This is a genomic window from Frankia tisae (assembly GCF_025403405.1).
Taxonomy (GTDB): Bacteria; Actinomycetota; Actinomycetes; order Frankiales; family Frankiaceae; genus Frankia; species Frankia tisai.
The window spans coordinates 1-16596 of the sequence record NZ_JANEZT010000121.1 but is presented as its reverse complement, the minus strand read 5'-3'; the positions used below and the strand labels follow the sequence as shown (position 1 = coordinate 16596).

General features: G+C 69.2%; 17 protein-coding genes and 1 pseudogene. 6 read left to right on the top strand and 12 right to left on the bottom strand.

The window, feature by feature from the left end; translation table 11 throughout:
* On the top strand, nucleotides 1–1240 hold a 1240-nt coding region (locus NBZ85_RS13785; RefSeq protein ID WP_498041244.1), incomplete at its 5' end, for a CapA family protein.
* Nucleotides 1241–1244: 4 nt separating this feature from the next.
* Here NBZ85_RS13785 and NBZ85_RS13780 read toward each other — a convergent pair.
* On the bottom strand, nucleotides 1245–1694 hold the full coding sequence (locus tag NBZ85_RS13780) for a Fur family transcriptional regulator (RefSeq protein WP_261556883.1): 450 nt from the start codon (nucleotides 1692–1694) through the stop codon (nucleotides 1245–1247).
* A gap of 406 nt (nucleotides 1695–2100) precedes the next feature.
* On the opposite strand from NBZ85_RS13780, the gene NBZ85_RS13775 reads away from it, so the two are divergent.
* Both NBZ85_RS13775 and NBZ85_RS13770 read left to right on the top strand, forming a co-directional pair.
* Complete coding sequence (locus NBZ85_RS13775) at nucleotides 2101–2502, top strand: SCO5389 family protein (RefSeq protein WP_261556881.1); 402 nt, start codon at nucleotides 2101–2103, stop codon at nucleotides 2500–2502.
* Nucleotides 2503–2587: 85 nt separating this feature from the next.
* The gene (locus tag NBZ85_RS13770) at nucleotides 2588–3220 is read left to right on the top strand and encodes a hypothetical protein (protein ID WP_261556880.1); all 633 of its coding nucleotides are present in this window, start codon (nucleotides 2588–2590) and stop codon (nucleotides 3218–3220) included.
* Here NBZ85_RS13770 and NBZ85_RS13765 read toward each other — a convergent pair.
* The 7 genes from NBZ85_RS13765 to NBZ85_RS13735 form a co-directional block, all read right to left on the bottom strand.
* On the bottom strand, nucleotides 3177–4793 hold the full coding sequence (locus NBZ85_RS13765; protein WP_261556879.1) for a hypothetical protein: 1617 nt from the start codon (nucleotides 4791–4793) through the stop codon (nucleotides 3177–3179). The two genes, NBZ85_RS13770 and NBZ85_RS13765, sit on opposite strands and share 44 nt — an antisense overlap.
* A 69-nt stretch (nucleotides 4794–4862) precedes the next feature.
* Complete coding sequence (locus NBZ85_RS13760; RefSeq protein ID WP_261556876.1) at nucleotides 4863–6077, bottom strand: pyridoxal phosphate-dependent aminotransferase; 1215 nt, start codon at nucleotides 6075–6077, stop codon at nucleotides 4863–4865.
* Entirely contained in the window at nucleotides 6078–6962 is an 885-nt protein-coding gene (locus tag NBZ85_RS13755; protein ID WP_261556874.1) for a metal ABC transporter permease, read from the bottom strand. It lies immediately after the preceding gene.
* Nucleotides 6959–7810, bottom strand: a complete 852-nt coding sequence (locus tag NBZ85_RS13750; RefSeq protein WP_261556873.1) for a metal ABC transporter permease — start codon at nucleotides 7808–7810, stop codon at nucleotides 6959–6961. Before NBZ85_RS13750 ends, NBZ85_RS13755 begins: the two co-directional genes overlap by 4 nt.
* Nucleotides 7807–8565 (bottom strand): metal ABC transporter ATP-binding protein, encoded by a 759-nt coding sequence (locus tag NBZ85_RS13745; RefSeq protein WP_261556871.1) that lies wholly within the window; start codon nucleotides 8563–8565, stop codon nucleotides 7807–7809. Before NBZ85_RS13745 ends, NBZ85_RS13750 begins: the two co-directional genes overlap by 4 nt.
* A 79-nt stretch (nucleotides 8566–8644) precedes the next feature.
* Nucleotides 8645–8854 carry an OmpA family protein gene (locus NBZ85_RS13740; protein ID WP_308204998.1) on the bottom strand — a complete coding sequence of 70 codons (210 nt, stop codon included), beginning with the start codon at nucleotides 8852–8854 and terminating at the stop codon, nucleotides 8645–8647.
* Between the two features lie 61 nt (nucleotides 8855–8915).
* The gene (locus tag NBZ85_RS13735; protein ID WP_308205179.1) at nucleotides 8916–9686 is read right to left on the bottom strand and encodes a DUF2470 domain-containing protein; all 771 of its coding nucleotides are present in this window, start codon (nucleotides 9684–9686) and stop codon (nucleotides 8916–8918) included.
* A gap of 212 nt (nucleotides 9687–9898) precedes the next feature.
* Here NBZ85_RS13735 and NBZ85_RS13730 point away from each other — a divergent pair, with 212 nt between their 5' ends.
* Nucleotides 9899–10234, top strand: a complete 336-nt coding sequence (locus NBZ85_RS13730) for a type II toxin-antitoxin system VapB family antitoxin (protein WP_261556869.1) — start codon at nucleotides 9899–9901, stop codon at nucleotides 10232–10234.
* Here the strand turns inward: NBZ85_RS13730 and NBZ85_RS13725 are convergent.
* The 3 genes from NBZ85_RS13725 to NBZ85_RS13715 form a co-directional block, all read right to left on the bottom strand.
* Nucleotides 10213–10569, bottom strand: a complete 357-nt coding sequence (locus NBZ85_RS13725; protein WP_261556867.1) for a hypothetical protein — start codon at nucleotides 10567–10569, stop codon at nucleotides 10213–10215. The two genes, NBZ85_RS13730 and NBZ85_RS13725, sit on opposite strands and share 22 nt — an antisense overlap.
* A gap of 136 nt (nucleotides 10570–10705) precedes the next feature.
* Nucleotides 10706–12322, bottom strand: a complete 1617-nt coding sequence (locus NBZ85_RS13720) for an HNH endonuclease signature motif containing protein (RefSeq protein WP_261562027.1) — start codon at nucleotides 12320–12322, stop codon at nucleotides 10706–10708.
* Between the two features lie 43 nt (nucleotides 12323–12365).
* The gene (locus NBZ85_RS13715) at nucleotides 12366–13010 is read right to left on the bottom strand and encodes a response regulator (RefSeq protein WP_261556863.1); all 645 of its coding nucleotides are present in this window, start codon (nucleotides 13008–13010) and stop codon (nucleotides 12366–12368) included.
* 895 nt (nucleotides 13011–13905) lie between these two features.
* Here NBZ85_RS13715 and NBZ85_RS13710 point away from each other — a divergent pair.
* On the top strand, nucleotides 13906–14631 hold the full coding sequence (locus NBZ85_RS13710) for a YcnI family copper-binding membrane protein (protein ID WP_261556862.1): 726 nt from the start codon (nucleotides 13906–13908) through the stop codon (nucleotides 14629–14631).
* A 28-nt stretch (nucleotides 14632–14659) separates the two neighbouring features.
* Nucleotides 14660–16327, top strand: coding sequence for a copper resistance CopC/CopD family protein (locus NBZ85_RS13705; RefSeq protein WP_261556861.1), 1668 nt, complete (start codon nucleotides 14660–14662; stop codon nucleotides 16325–16327).
* A gap of 10 nt (nucleotides 16328–16337) precedes the next feature.
* On the opposite strand, the pseudogene NBZ85_RS13700 reads toward NBZ85_RS13705, so the two are convergent.
* Nucleotides 16338–16596, bottom strand: a pseudogene (locus NBZ85_RS13700) (RNA polymerase subunit sigma-24); the annotation flags it as partial.

Here is a 16596-nt window from a genome sequence, read left to right as displayed (position 1 = left end):
ACGGGGCATGGGCGGGGGCGGGGAGTTCGCGCGGCGGCTGACCGGGCGGCGGCTGACCCGGCGGCGGCGGTCGGGAGCCGCGGGGCTGGCTCTTGGCGCGGCCGGCGTCCTGCTGGTCGGGCTTGTCGCCTGCTCGATGCCCTACGGCGACGACGCGGCTCCAACTCCCGCGCCGGCCGGCGGGACCGCTGCGGTGGCCCGCCCCGGTGGGAGCGGTGCCCCGACGGCCCCGGGAACGGCCGGGGGCTCGGGGACGGCGGAGAAGACCAGCCCGGTCGGGAACGGCCCGCGGCGGCCTACGGGGCAGCCGGTCACGATCGCGTTCGGTGGTGACATCCACTTCGCCGGGACGCCCGGCCAGCGCCTCGCGGCGGATCCCGCCACGGCGATCGGGCCGATCTCGGCGACCCTGTCCGCCGCGGATCTCGCGGTTGCGAACCTGGAAACCGCGGTGACCGACGGTGGCACCCCGGCGCCGAAGGAGTTCACCTTCCGCGCCCCGCCCACCGCGTTCGACGCGGTGCGGGCCGCCGGCATCGACGTTGTGACCATGGCGAACAACCACGGTATGGACTACGGCCTGACCGGGCTGCAGGATTCGCTGCGCCACGCCCGGGCGGCGCACTTCCCGGTCATCGGCATCGGCGAGGACGACACCAGTGCCTTCGCCCCGTACACGACGACGGTGAAGGGGCAGCGCGTCGCCGTCATCGGCGCGACCCAGGTCCTCGACGACGAGCTCGTCCCCGCCTGGACGGCCGGACCGCACAAGCCCGGCCTGGCCTCGGCGAAGGAGGTCGACAAGCTGGTCGCCGCCGTGCGCTCCGCACGGGCGGGGGCCGACACCGTCGTCGTCTTCCTGCACTGGGGGGTCGAACAGCAGCATTGTCCCAGCGACGCGCAGCGTTCCCTGGTTCCTCGGCTTTCCGCGGCCGGGGCGGACGTCGTCGTCGGGAGCCACGCCCACGTTCTGCTCGGGGCGGGCTGGACGGGCGACGGCGCCTACGTCGACTATGGGCTGGGAAACTTCGTCTTCTACTCGTCCGGTACCGGGCCCAACACCGAGTCCGGGGTCCTGGAGCTGACCGTGGCCGGCCGGGCCGTCACCGCCGCCACCTGGGTGCCCGCCCGGATCGTGGGCGGCGCGCCACGGCCGCTGAGCGGTGCCGCAGGCAGTCAGGCACTCGCCGGCTGGAACGCGCTGCGGGGCTGCACCGGCCTGTCGGCCACCGCCCCGTGATGGTTCAGGGCACGGCCGGCGCCGCCGCGCAGCCGGCGCACGTGCCGTAGATCTCCACGGTGTGCTCGACGTCGACGAAGCCCTCGGCGTCGGCGACCGCCGCGGTCCACACCTCGATCTCCGGGCCGGCGATCTCCACGGTCCGCCCGCAGACCCGGCAGACCAGATGGTGGTGGTGCGCCTCGGTGGCGCAACGCCGGTAGACGGTCTCGCCGTCGTCGCGGCGGATCATGTCGACCTCGCCCCGGTCCACCAGTACCTGCAGATGGCGGTACACGGTGGTCAGTCCGACCGCGGCGCCCCGCGAGCGTAGCAGGGCGTGCAGGTCCTGGGCGCTGGTGAAAGCGTCGGTCTCGGCGAGGGCGGCGCACACCGCGTCACCCTGCCGGGTGGCGCGCACCGTCGTGCCGCGACCGGGCGCGCCGCGGGCCGCCGCGCTACCGCGTCCGGCCACGGGGGCCACAGGGCTGGCAGAGGCCACAGGGCTGGTAGAGGCGGCTGTGCTGGCAGAGGCGGCTGGGCTGGCGGCGCCGAGGTCCGGCCACGAGGACGGGTCAACGCCGGTCGATCTGGCCTCGTTCCCCGCGATGCTCACCGACACTCCCTTCGCCACGTCTGTCCTGTGGTCCGAGAGGCCACAGGGGTCCTGGATGCCCCACCGAGCCGGCCGAGCCGGCCGAGCCGCGACATTTTCGCGGCTCCGGTTGCTTCACGGTCTCATTTTCTCACTTTCGCGCGCTGTCAGGGCCGTTCGGCCGGCTCGGATGGCATACCCACGGTCCAATTTATTGACAATGAAATCCATTTCCGAAAAGGTTGGTCGTGGCGGGACGGGCTCGCCACCACTCTTGGAGGTTTTAATGTCACTTACGGTCACTCCGCAGCTCGTCGAGGCGGCCCGTGCCGGCGAACTGGCCGACGAGGCGTTCCTGGACTGTGTCCGCACCTCGCTGCCATTCGCCTACGAGCTGGTCGAACGGCTCGCGGCCGAGCTCGGGCCGGCCCGCGCCGCCGGCTGCGACTTCACCGCCTTCAACGGCACGCCGCCCACCGACGCCGAAGGCGGCCAGCTGCTGCGGGCCATGGCCAGCACGTCCATCCGCTCGGCCCTGGAGCGGCATTTCGGGGTGGCTCTCGTGTTCCAGAACTGCCACCGGGTCGGGATGTTCGGCCTCGACACGGTTGGCGGAGAGCAATACCGGCAGTTCGTCTCCCGCGAGGCGCAGGTGCTCAACCAGAAGCCCGAGCTCATCAACTGCTGAGCGCCCCCGGCGCCGGCCGGCGACTCCCCGCGGCATAGCCTGTGCGCTGCGTCGAGAGTCAGGGCCGGACGGGCGGAGGAGCGGCATGGCGCGGCAGGGCAGCCGGCCGGGTTGGCTGCGAGAGCCGGACCCGTTGCAGAATCCCGTTGGCAGCCGGCTCGCCATCCTCGGCGCGATCGCGCTGGTCATCGGCGGTGCCGCGGCCGCCCTGACCGGGGGTGGGCAGCAGGCAGCCGGCCCGCGCACCGGCGCCGTGCACACGAGCACCCCCGCCTCGGCCCCCGCCCCGACGGTCGCTATGCCGGCCGTCCCGGTCTCCACCGCGAACGACGCCGCGGAGCTGGCGTCCTGGTACCACGGCAGCGAGGGGCTACGGATCCGGGTGGCCACGGACGTGGCCGCTGTCCGAGGTCACCTCGCCGCGCAGAACGGCGCCGCCCTGAAACCCGCCTGCGTCGCCCTCGATACCGCCGTCTCGGCGGCAATCACCGCGCCGGTGCCGCCCACCTCCGGCGCGCGGGTTCGTTACGACGCAGGAGGCCGTGGCTACACCGCGGCGGCGGCCTCCTGCGCCCAGCTGTTCGACGGCACCCGCATCGAGGTCGGCGTCCTACAGCAGCGTGTCGCCACCTCGCTGGCGGACGGCGACCGGGAATGGGCCGCGCTGGCGGCGATCATCGGTCAGCCGATGGCGACCGCGGGCCCGCAGACCCCGTGATCGTGCAGCGGTCCAGCTCATACAGCGTCCCGGTGAGCGGGAACGAACGGGCGCCGTGTTTGCACCACCCGCCGCGGCGCAGGGCTGCGAGCTCCGCGGTCGTGCCCCGGCGGTCGTAGGCGAGGACGAACAGCAGGACCCGCCGCGGCGGCTGCTGGCGGGCCCGTACGGTCCGCTCCGCGCCACCGTGACCGATCGCGCTCAGGAACGTCGTCGCCGAGCGTGGCACCCGTGCGCGGGGTGGCTGTGGGCCGTCGCCGCTGAGCTCCATCCCGTACAGCCAGCCCGCCCGGGCGAGGCGTCCACCGACGATGACGGCGTCACCCGGGCGGTACTCGGCGCGCACGGCCAGCGTGGCGTGGACCATGCCCTCGATCGGGCGCACCTCGTGGCGTTCCCGCCACAGGGTGCCGATCCCGGCGGCCGCGCAGACCGGCGTCGCCGCGACACCCACGAGGCAGAGCACACACGCCGCCCGGATGACACCCGCGCCACCCGCGCCACCGGCGCCACCGCGTCGGCGGACCACGGTGGCCAGCTCGCTCGCGCCGGCCGCCGCGACGATGGTCAGCAGCGGGACCAGAAACAGGTTCGGCCGACACGCCCCGAACGGCCAGTAACGTCCGGCGCTCGCCGCGAGCTGGAGGAGCTCGGCGCCGACCAGGCTCCACAGCAGGGTCGCGCCGTCCGCCCGGCGGCGCAGCGTCCGGGCGCCTGCGAGCACGGCGACGGCCGTCGCCGACCCCACGAGGGTTGTGGCGATGCGGTGACCCTCGAGCAGGGAATGCACGAGGTTGGGGTCGTAACGGTCGATGCCGGGTGGCGCGCCGCCGAGGATCGCGCGCGCCTGGTCGGCTGTGAAGCGCACCCCGCCGAAGAGGCCGCGCCCAGCGAGGAACTGATCGTCCCAGAAGTGGCTCGCACGCTGGCTGGACTGGTGCGCGACGAACACCAGCGCATGCCCGCCGGCCAGCAGCAGCGCTGGCGCGGCCCGCCAGCTGGTTCGTCGGTCGCGGACGAGGTCGCCCACGGCCAGTGGCACCAGCAGGAACACGGCGGGCAGCGAGACTGCAGCCAGGACGCCGGCCGCGGTCCGGTTCCGCAGCGGCGCGCCGGGCGCCGTCCACAGGGCGAACACCGCCAGGGAGACGACCGCCTCGAGGACGTACGGCTTGAGCTGGGTGCCGGAGTCGACGACGGTGCCGCTCAGTGCCACCGCGACCGCGCCGCCCGCGGCAGGGACGACGCCGGCGAAGCGCCGCGCGGACAGAAAGGTGGCCGCGGCCAGCACCGGCAGCCAGATCCCGGCCGTGACGGTCCGCAGCGCCCAGGCGTGCCAGCCGAGAACGTCGCCGGTCACCCGGGTCAGCGCGATCGACCCCAGCGACGACGGCGCGTTCGCCGACCTGAGCTCTGACCAGAACGTCGGCCAGGGCTCGCCCGCGAAGTGCGGACGCCAGAGCTCGTCGTACCAGAGCGGCCGCCCGATCCGGGCGTGCAGCGCGATCTCCACTCCGATGGTGGTGACGGCGAGCAGGAGCGCGATCCGCAGGTCGCGGCGCGAATTGTCCACAGGTTGTCCACAGGGCGCCGTCTTCCTGTGGACAACCTCGTCGATGGTGTCGATAGGACTAGTTCTGCGCTAGTTCTGCTTGTACCGGGCCAGGAACCGGTCGATCCGCCCGACGGCGTCGGTCAGATCGTCCACCGAGGGCAGAGTCACGATCCGGACGTGGTCGGGACGCGGCCAGTTGAAGCCGGTGCCCTGGACGAGAAGGATCTTCTCGGCTGCCAGCAGGTCGAAGACGAACCGCTCGTCGTCCTGGATGGGATAGATCTCGGGGTCGAGGCGCGGAAACGCGTAGAGGGCGCCTCGCGGCGGCACACAGGACACGCCCGGGATGTCATTGAGCAGCTTGACGACCGTGTCCCGCTGCTCCCGCAGTCGACCTCCGGGCAGGACGAGATCGCCCGCACCGCCGTCCTCGGCGAGCGCGGCGAGCGTGGCGAACTGCCCAGGCACGTTCGCGCACAGCCGCATGTTCGCGAGGATGTTCAGCCCCTCGATGTAGGACGATGCATGACCACGCGGGCCCGACAGCACCATCCAGCCGGAGCGGAACCCGGCCAGCCGGTACGCCTTCGACAGCCCGTTGAAGGTCATGCAGACCAGATCCGGGGCAAGCGACGCGGTGGCGACGTGCTCGGCGTCGTCGTAGAGGATCCGGTCGTAGATCTCATCGGACAGCAGCATGAGATGGTGGCGCCGCGCGACCTCGACGATGTCCTCCAGCACCTGCCGCTCGTACACGGCGCCGGTGGGGTTGTTCGGGTTGATGACGACGATCGCCCTGGTCCGCGGGGTGACCTTCCGGGCGATGTCCGCCAGGTCCGGCGCCCAGCCGGCGCTCTCGTCGCAGAGATAGTGCACCGGCCGCCCGCCGCAAAGGCTGACCACCGCCGTCCACAGCGGGTAGTCGGGCGCCGGGAGCAGCACCTCGTCGCCGTTGTTGAGCAGCGCCTGCAACGACATCATGATCATCTCGGACACGCCGTTGCCCAGATACACGCTGTCGGACGTGATCCCGGTGATGCCCTTGCGGTTGTGGTAGCCCACGACCGCCTCGCGCGCGGCGCGCAGGCCCTTGGAGTCGCTGTACCCCTGTGCATCCGCAAGGTTTGCCACGACGGCCTCGAGTATCTCCGGCGGAGCGGAGAAGCCGAACGGTGCCGGGTTGCCGATGTTCAGCTTGAGGATGCGCGCGCCCGCGGCTTCCAGCCGAGTCGCTTCGTCGAGGACAGGCCCACGGACGTCGTAACAGACGTCGGCGAGCTTGTCGGACTGGGTGAACTCCATCTACCCAGAGTAGGTGGGGCGTCCAGCGGATTTTCGGCGGGCCACGGCTGCGGCGACAGGTTCACCCCACGGGAGTGACTGCAACACCAGCGAGGCCACGAAGAACGCGGCGACCGAGAGCACAATGGCACCGCCGGCGGCGACGTTCCACTGCTCGCTGACAGCGAGCCCGATCACACCGGCGGCGACGCCGACCACGATGGCCATGGCGGTCATCGTGGCCGTCCGTGAACACCAGAGCCGGGCGGTCGCCGCCGGGCCGACGATCAGGGCGACGGCCATGATCGTGCCGACGGCGGGCAGGGAGGTCACCACCGTCGCCTCGAGCGCCAGCAGCAGGACGAGATCGAGTCGGCGGGCCGGGTAGCCCGCGGCGGCGAAGGCGCCCGGGTCGAAGGCGGCCAGGTGCAGCTCCTTGCGCAGCGCCGCCAGCACCCCGAGCACGACCGCCGTCGTCACCGCGCTGACGACAAGGTCACTTGGCTGGACGGTGAGCACCGAGCCGACCAGGAAGGCGGTGAGGTCCCGGCTGAAGCCCTCCTGCGTCGACATCAGCGCCATTCCGAGGGCGAAGCCGCCGGAGAGCACCACGGCGGTGACGCTGGAGGTCTCCCGTCCGTGTTCCGCGCCGCGCGGGCCGGTCAGCGCGGCCACGACAGCCACAAGGAGCACACCGAACAGCCCTGCGCCGAGGACGAGGCCCAGGCCCAGCATCGTCGCGATGACCACCCCGGGAAAGGTCGCGTGGGTCAACGCCATGGTCAGGAAGCTCAGCCGACGCAACACGACATGGACACCGACAGCACCGCAGAGCACCCCGACGATCACGACCTCCAGCAGCGCGCGCCACACGTAGCCGTCACCGAGCGAAGAGAACAGGATCATCGCCTCACCAGCCGCCGAGAGGCCTGGCCGAGCGTCACCAGGGCGTAGAAGGCGACGAGAACGAGCACGATGGTGGCCCCGGCGGCCAGCCGAACATCGTGACCGACCGAGGCCTCGTAGCTGGTGGCGAGTCCCAGCCAGGCGCCGGCCATACCGACGAGCACCGCCACGGCGACGATGACACCGAGCCGCTCGGACAGCAGCCGCGCCGCCGCGGCCGGCACGACGAGCATCGCGATCACAAGCACGGTCCCGACGGCCTGGACCGATGCGACCACGACCAGCGCTATCAGCATGTTGCTCACCAGGTCGAGCGCGGTGATCCGGTATCCCGCCGCCCGGGCCCACTCCGGATCGAAGGCCCGTAGCAGCAGCTCCTTACCCAGCCCAAGCAGGACAAGCACGGCAAGGACGGCCACCACGGCGGTGACCACGATGTCCGCCGTGTCGATGGTCAGTATGTGCCCGAACAGGAAGGCCGTCAGATCGGCGGTGTACGAGCGCTGCCGGGAGATGAGGATCACCCCCACCGCGAAGAAGGCCGTCAGCAGCACGGCCAGGGTCGTGTCCTCGTTCACTCGCCGGGTGGCCGCGATCGCCGTGAACAGGGCGACCGCGGCCACCGCGCAGACGAGCGCGCCCGGCACGATGCCGGACCGGCCCGAGACCAGAAACCCGACGACGACCCCGGGAAAGACGGTGTGGGTGACGGCGTCGGTCAGGAACGCCAGCCGGCGCAGCAGCACATATACGCCGACCGCGCCGCAGAGTGCACCGAGGAGCAGCGCCTCGACGAGAGCTCGCGTCATGTAGGGCCGGTCGAACGGCGCCACCAGGAAATCAATCATGATCGGGCGACGATCAGACCGCGATCGCCCAGTTCCAACGCGGCCCCGCCATAGGCGGCCCGCAGCAGGTCGGGGGTGAGCACCTCGCCGGGTGGACCGAAGCCGAACTGGTGCCGGTTGAGCAGGCAGATCCCATCGCAGGTGAGCTGCGCCAGGCCCAGGTCATGGGTGGACACGACGACCGCGGCACCACCCGCGGCGAGAGCTCTGATCGTGGCCAGCAGAGCCTCCTGGGAGACCGCGTCGACCCCGTTGAAGGGCTCGTCGAGCAGCAACGCCGCCGGTTGCGCCGCGATCGCCCGGGCGAGCAGCACCCGCTGCCGTTGCCCACCCGACAGCGTCCCGAACCGGTCCGCCGCCCGGTGCGCGAGGCCCACCGCCGCCAGCGCTTCGGCCGCCGCGTCCCGGTCGGCCCGCCCAGGTGGCCGCAGCCAGCCGATCCGTCGGTAGCGGCCCATCAGGACGACCTGCGCCACCGAGACCGGGAAGTCCGGGTCGAGCGTGTCGGCCTGCGGCACGTACGCGACCTGCCGGCGTGCCAGCGCGGGCGGTCGGCCGAGGACACTGATCGAACCTGATGCGACCGGCACCAGGCCAAGCAACGCCTTGATGAGGGTTGACTTGCCCGCGCCGTTCGGCCCGACGAGAGCGACGATCTCCCCTTGGTGCACCGTGCCGTGGACCTGCTCCAACGCAGGCACCCGCCCATAGGCGACGCTCGCCTGGTCGAAGACGATCGCGGCGGGTCGTGACATGGCCTAATTGGAAACGATTTTCGATGCCGATGTCAAATGGAACTCACCGGCGGCTGTGCTCTCAGCATCGGCAGTGCGCTCAGCGGCCGCCGTAGGTGATTGTCACCCGGCGGTTGAGTGCCCGGCCGGCCGGGTTGTCCGAACCGCTGGGCAGGGTGTTGGGGGCGATCGGATCGGCTGACCCCTGCCCCTTGGCGGAGACGAGTACCCCGTCCGCTGCCGTGGGCCGCAGGAGATCGGCGACGGCGCTGGTACGTCGCTGAGACAGGATCGCGTTGTATGCGGGCATGCTGACGAGACATCTGAGCCTCCGGGCGTGGGGCAGGAACGTCCGGAGCCGATGACGGTCGTCATTCCGAGGCGTTGGTCGACTGATCAAGCAATCGGCGTAGCTCCCGGCCGAGCGAGCGAGGCTCGATGAGCGGCCGTCGGAACGTGACCCGCACCTGCTCGGCGCCGGCGCCATCGACTCGCCACAGATCCAGGCCGTATCGATCCAGGCCGCTGACCTGGACGCCAGCGACGTCGCCGTCGGTCGCCGCCGGTAGTGCGTGTCGGGCGAGTTGGCGCATCTGATCCGCATGTCCCACGTTGAGATGCTCGATGAGCTCCGGGGCATAGGCACTGATCAGGTCCGGTTCGGCGAACGCATAGGTGGCCAGGTCGATGCGCCGGCCTACCGTGGCGGAGGTCCATCGGCGTGGACCGCAGTCCATGTCGGTGGGGGGCAGGCAGAGCACCACATCGTCGACGGAGAGCGCCAGCACGGAAAGGCCATCGGCGATGCCGTCCTCCGTGCTGACCGTGCGGCCTAGATCGGCGAGCCTGCGCAGGATCTGTTCTGTGGTACCCGGCACCATCCGCAGCGGGCCGGCCAGGATCAGGCGCTCGCCGGCGTGCCCGGGAACCTCGACCCAGCTCCGCCTCCCGTTCCTGGCGGCGCCGGCAAGCCGGCCTTCGGTGCTCGCCATCAGCACCGGCTCACCTCCGTCGTCGATCACTCCTACCCATCCCCTTGCCTGCTCACAGGGAAGAGTCAGCAGCGCCGTGCGGCCACCGGCCAGGACCGTCCTCGCCTGCCGAGCCATCGTGACCATGTCCTGCGTGTGGATTGGTGACATCATCATGGTCTCCTTTCTTGAGGTAAGGCTTACTTAAGCCATACCTGGCATGGCGGTCAAGTGAGAGCTGGCCCGATGCGGGGATCCGCATTCGGCCGTGGTCCTGGTGTCCACCCGGTTCCCGCTCCGGGCCGACCGGGGTCTTATAGACGAGGCGGGGATCCTAGGCTGTCCTAGTCGACGGATGTCTCGCCCTCGAAGAGGAGGTGCCGGTGATCTTCAAGTTGGTCGGAGACGGTCGCCCGTACCCCGAGCATGGCCTTGGCCAGCGGGACTGGGCGGCCATTCCCCCCCGCCAGGTCCGGCTCGATCAGCTCGTCACGACGAAGCGAGTGCTTGCGCTCGATGTACTGCTCGATGAGGACTCGACCTTCTACGGAGACCTCTTCCCGCACGTGATCGAGTGGAGAGGAGCGCTCTACCTCGAGGACGGGCTGCATCGAGCGGTCCGCGCAGCGCTGCAGCAGCGCACCTCGATACACGCCCGGGTCTACGTGCTCACCGGACCCACGTTGAGCGACTCGGCTCAGTCGTCGGTGGCGCGGTAGGTCACGTAGACATCCTTGCCGACCTTGGCGAACAGGTACTGCGGACAGGCCGAAGACGGACGGTGGGTAGTGATCGGCCGAAAGACCGGTGATCGCATCACCGCCTTGAGGTCTCCACCGGCGGTCCGCCTGGCTTGACTGCCTGTGACATCTGGTGTGTCGGCCCGCTCGTACCATCCGCCGCAATAGCGGATGTCGTGCGGTCGCGACGTCCAGGCCGGGGTATGGAAGAACCACAGCAGGTAGGCCGTCCGCATCGTCAGGACGAGCACAGCGATGATCAACAAAGATCGCAGGAAGTTCCCAGCTCGTCCGGACGCGAGGATGGGGCTCACAAGACCGGGAGCCTACGGGCATCGCCTCACGTAGCCAGGCAACCGACCCCGTGTCCCATCAGACCGGTGCAGGATGCGGGACGGCTGGCCGGGGCCGACGCGAGTCGATCGATCAGCACTCGGCCTGCAGCGAGGCTCACGCTGCCTGTCCAGCCGAAGACCCCCGACCTGGCCCATGGGGTGAGGCGGTGCGGAAGATACGCAGCGGGTCTGGATCGCTGCTCATCGGCGGCGCCTCCTGAGTGACCGTTCCATCCAGGTGAAAGACCAGGAGTTCCCCGGTCGGCCGCCGCTCGAGAATCAGGCCTTTGTCGTGTATGACTCGGTGGTGGAGTGAGCAGAGCAGGATCAAATTTGCCGGATCTGTCGCCCCTCCAGCGATGCCCCATTCCTTAATGTGATGAACCTGAAGCCACCTGGTGTGCCGGCAACCGGGGTACCGGCAGACACCCTTGTCCCGCGCATAGATGGCCCTCCGCAGCTTGGTGGAGGGGCTCCGTCGGGTGCGACCGAGTGCGAGCGGGTTTCCCTTCGAGTCGGTCAGAAGTGTGCGGAGAAGACTGTCGCAGGACAGCCGGCGGACGACACTCGGCGCGAGCGTGGCGCCCCCCTCGATCTCGCAGGACCGATTGCCAGGATGCCCCTTCTCCGTGCTCCGGGAATTGTCGTTCGGGTGACTTTCGATCCCACCAATCAAAGTGTCGACATCGACATGAACGTTGACGGTGTAGAGGGTCGGATCCGTAAGCTCCGGTGCGCCGTGGGTAAGGAAAGAATTCGCGACTCCCGCCAGCGCATCAGCTCGCATGGACACCGGTACCATCCTTGCCTGATTTTCATCCGTGGAATCCGACGTGATCGTTTCTTCATTGCGCGGATCGGTCGGCTGGTCGAGACTTGACGTGGCCATCTCCAGGGCCTTGGCAATCACCGCACCGCGTTCCGGGTCGAGACGGGCGATCAGCAAAAAGGTGCCGTCCTCGTTCCAACGCCAGGAGCAGCGTATGGTCTCCTTCTTGTCGCCCTTTTTTCCCGGGTCCCGTCCGCCATCCGACTTGATCTTTGATTGTAGGGAGACAAGTCGTTCGAGTTCGCGGGCGGAGCATCGCTTTGCCTCGTGAGCCCACTCGGCCTCCGTGTCCGGTGTGGCGATGCGCGTGATGGCTCGTACCTTGGAGAAGGAGATCTCGCCGCGGGCGAAGGTTGCACTGATCTGGGGGAGCGTCTGGAGTGCGCGGGCGACGCGCAGGTACTCGTAACTCGCCCGCAGACCGAGCCCGCAGCGCCAGGCCAACCAGTGTGCGCAGGTCGGCAGTCCGGTCGAGGACCAGCCTTTCCGGCGATCGAAGGCGGCGATCAGACTCAGCCAGCGGCAGGTCGCGGTCGAGATCCGACCAGCCCAGCTGCAGACTTCCACCTCAAGATCAGGGAGGGGGATGACGTTCGGATCATCATCGAACATGCGTTCGATTCTGCGCCTTGGCGGCATCCTCGTCAAGCCCTTTGTGCCGACGCTTTTCTCCTCGATCATGCCATCCGGAATTTCATCTTGCCACGGTGGTCTACTTGCGGTTGTGGCTGCCAGAAGGTCCCTTCTCTGTTCCGCGGTGCAGACCGCCTTGCCAAGATCGCCGTCTTGTTGGCCGGTCTGGCGCGGAGGATGGCTCCTGGAGGGCATGCGGTCACCGGCAGGTTCGGTCGGAGGAGATGGCCGCACTTGACAGGCGCGCACCAGGGATGCAAAATCGATCACATGTTCGATCCAAGTGAAGGTGGCGAGTGGCCGAATGGGATCGTCAGCTCCGCAGATATGCGAGGACCGCCAGGACTCGACGGTGGTCCTTCGTGGTCGACTCCAGGCCGAGTTTTGAGAATACATTCGATATGTGTTTCTCGACGGCACCGCTGCTCACGACCAGATGCGCGGCGATCGCGGTGTTCGATCGGCCTTCCGCCATGAGAGTGAGGACCTCTCGTTCCCGTGGGGTCAACGCAGACATGGGGTCGTTACGTCGATTTCGGACGAGAAGCTGTGCCACTACTTCCGGATCCATGACGGTGCCGCCTGCCGCGACCCGACGCACCGCATCCACAAATTCGCGAACGTCTGCGACGCGGTCCTTCAAAAGATATCCGACGGCGCCGGCACCATCGGCGAGAAGCTCCGCCGCGTACTGTTTCTCGACGTATTGACTGAGGACAAGGACTGGTGATCCCGGGGTCTCAGAGCGGGCCTTGATCGCGGCTCGCAGCCCTTCGTCGCGGTGCGAAGGAGGCATCCGAACGTCCACGACGGAGACGTCGGGCTGGTGCGTCGCCACCGCATCGACCAGGCCGGGTCCGTCGCCGACCGTGGCGACCACCTCGCAGCCGGCGTCGGTGAGAAGGCGGCGCAGCCCCTCACGGAGTAGTACCGAATCCTCAGCGATGACCACCCGCACGATGCATCAGTCCTCTTCAGGTTCATGGGCTCCGACGCCGGAGAACGCCGACGCTACCTGTGGACGGGTGTTGACCGTCCGAGGATGACCTACGTCGGGAGGTGCTGCCGGGGAGAATAACTGACGGCTTGACGACATTGCCGGAGGGGATGTAGCGGTGAGTGGGTAGGACATGGCAGGCTTGGCCCCTGTGAGCACAGGTTGGTCGGCGATCGGAGGGACAGCTCGCCTTGGACGAGCTGTCACGTTCGCCTCGTCCTCCGTGTGCTTGGCTTGGGCGGCGCACGTGGCCGGCGGCGCCCAGCGGCCGGCGGCCGCGATCATGATCTCCGCCTTCCTCCTACTCACCCGGATTGCCTACGGCCTCGGTGACCGGGAACGGCACCTTCCGTTGCTCGTGGCAGGCGTCGCGGGGACCCAGGTTCTGCTCCACATCACCTTCGCTCTCACCCTCGCGCACTCCCACACGCATCGGGCGGGCGGTTGCTCGGTCGAGGCGCGGATGGTATTCGCGCACGGTCTGGCTGCGGCGTGCGTCGCGGTGCTGCTGCGCCGTGCGGAGCGTGTGCTGTGGTCGGCTTCCGGTCTCCGTCCCCATCCGTTGCTGTTCCGTCTGTTCCGGCCGGCCGTGAGGCTTGCCGTGCCTTCGATTCCACCAGTGCCGCCCGTCGACGTTCGTCGACGGGCACCCCGCCCACATACCCGTCCGCTCGGGCGATCCGCCCGTCGGCGTGGCCCGCCGCAGGGCCAGCCGGAGATCGGTCGGACGGGGCGGTGCGCCATGGGTTGCTCACCGCTGCTTGTTGCCATGGCCTGACGAACGACGCTCCGGCGCCCGTGAGACACGGAATCTCTGTGTTCCCGCTGCGCTGTGGGACCGTTTGGAAGGATTTACATGATCCGCCTCTATCGACGTGTGGGCGTGCTCGGTGTGGTTGCCGGCGCGGCCGTACTTGCCATGACAGTGCCGGCCTCCGCGCACGTCACCCTGCAGCCGTCCACCGCGTCCGCAGGTAGCTATGCCACCCTTTCGTTCAAGGTGCCGACCGAAGAGGACGACGCTTCCACCACCGGTATCGATGTTCAGTTCCCCGTCGATACACCGCTCGCGTCGGTGTCGGTGCAGCCCAAGGCCGGCTGGACCTACAAGATCACGAAGGCGGCGCCTGCGAAGCCCTTGAGCACGGACGACGGCCAGGTGAGCGAGGTGGTCACCCGCATCACCTGGACGGCGCAGGGGGGTCAGGGAATCAAGCCGGGGGAGTTTGACACGTTCACCGTTTCCGCCGGTCCGATGCCGGACAAGGCAGGACAGCTCGCATTCAAGACACTGCAGACCTATTCGAACGGAAACGTGGTGCGATGGGTTGATGTCCCGCAGTCAGGGGCTGGGGAGCCGGACAAGCCAGCACCGTCGCTGACGGTGACCGCAGCTGGGGCGGCTGAGGGCTCGTCGGCCAGCGTGCACGATTCGGCGGCGATGCAGAATGTCGCCGAGGCCTCGCAGTCGGATGACAGTGACGGGACCGCCCGCTGGCTCGGAATCGTCGGTGTGGTCCTGGGTGCACTCGGTCTGGTGGCTGGCGCCTTCGCGCTGGTGACTGCCCGGCGGCGGGCGTAGTTCCGTGCGAAGAGTGATGGTGGTGATCATGGCCTCTCTGGCCATGATCACCACCTCGATCGGGCTTGGGCTCGGCGTCGCGCCGGCGTCCGCTCATGCCCTGTTGACGGGCAGCAGTCCGGCGGACGGCGCGGCACTCGCCGCTGCGCCGACTCGGATAGTGATCGACTACAGCGAGTCGGTCCGGGTCTCGCGGGATTCGGTCCGGGTACTCGATTCGGCAGGCGCCCGGGTAGACGATGGTCAGGCACGGTCGGGGCAGAAGGCCTCCGAGGCGATGGTGCTGCTGCGACCCAACCTGCCCACGGGCACCTACGTGGCCAGCTGGCGGGTCATCTCTGCGGACAGTCATCCGATCTCCGGTGCCTTCGCCTTCGGTGTGGGGGGGCCGCCGGAGGCAGGGGCCGCCAGGGCGGAGGCGAACACGTCCGGTTCGCGGACGGTCGGATTCCTGTTCGGTGTTGCGAGGTTCGCCGGCTACGCCGGAATCGGCGTTCTTCTGGGCGCCTGCTTCTTTCTGCTGCTGCTCTGGCCGCAGGGGCTGCGGACGAGCGGTGCAAACCAGCTCATAGCGGGGGCATGGGGGCTGTCATCGCTCGCCGGCCTGGGGCAACTACTCCTGCAGGGGCCATATGCCGCCGGGCTGGGGCTGAGCGGATTGGGTCGCTGGTCGGTGCTGTCGGCGACGCTGGAGGAGCGGTTCGGCCATCTGTTGCTGATCCGGCTGCTTGCGCTCTGCCTCGCGGTACCGCTGCTGCGCCGGGTGTTCCGTACCGCCTCCCTTGACGTGTGGCGCAGATGCGAGCTGGCCGGTCTCGGACTTGTGGTGGCGGTGACCTTGGCGGCGATCGGCCACGGCAGCGCCGGGAATCTGGTGTGGCTCGCGACGGCCAGCCTGACGGTGCACGTGCTCGGAATGTCCGTGTGGATCGGCGGGCTGGCGGTGATCGCGCTCTTCCTGGTCCGCCGAGCGGCGGCGGTGGAGCTGGCGGAGGTGCTGCCCCGCTGGTCACGGGTGGCAGCGGGGGCCGTGGCCGTGATCGTGCTCAGCGGCCTGTTCCAGAGCTGGCGGGAGATCGGGACGCTCCGAGCGGTCGTCGACACCAGTTACGGGCGATTGTTGTTTTACAAGGTGTGGTTTGTCCTCGGCATGATCGCGCTGGGTGCACTTGCTCAGCGGTGGGTGCGCCGCCACTATTCCGGTCGCGTCCCCGGCGACCGATCCGATCCGGAGCCGGCGGAGAAGGCGCCGAGCGCCGCCGCGTTGACCGGTCTGCGGCGTGGGGTCGCGTCGGAGCTGATCGTCGGGGCGGTGGTACTGGGGCTCACCGCGACCCTGGTGAACATGATTCCCGCGCGCACCAGCTATGCACCGCCGTTCACCGGTACGGCGTTCGCCGGCCCGATGACGGTGAAGGTGCGGGTCGCGCCGACCAGGATCGGAGCCGAGTCTCTCGACGTGTACGCCTGGGCGCCCAGTGGCAAGCCGCAGAAGCTGGTGCAGGCAAGTGCGGCGCTGTCCCTGCCGACCGCGGATCTTGGGCCGTTCGAGGTGCCGCTCGACCTGGCTGCCCCGGGGCACGCGCGCAGTGATCGGGTGCAGGCGCCCTTGGTGGGCAAGTGGCAGCTCCGGCTGACGCTGCGAATCAACGATTTCGATCAGTACGTGACGACGCTGTTTTACACAGTCCGCTGACGGGTCTCGGCTACACGGAGACCGGTGCCGGACCGGTGATGATGCCGACGATGCGGTCGTCGGGCTCGGACGGCCCGGTGCTGCTTGAGCCGGTGCCTCCGACCTTGCCGGTGCCTCCGACCTTGCCGGTGCCTCCGACCTTGCCGGTGCCTCCGACCTTGCCGGTGCCTTCGGTCTTGCCGGTGCCTTCGGCGCCGGCTGAGCTCTCGCCCGTCGATGGCCCGGCGGACTGCGGGGGGCTGACGGGCGCAGCGGACGGGGGCGGGGCA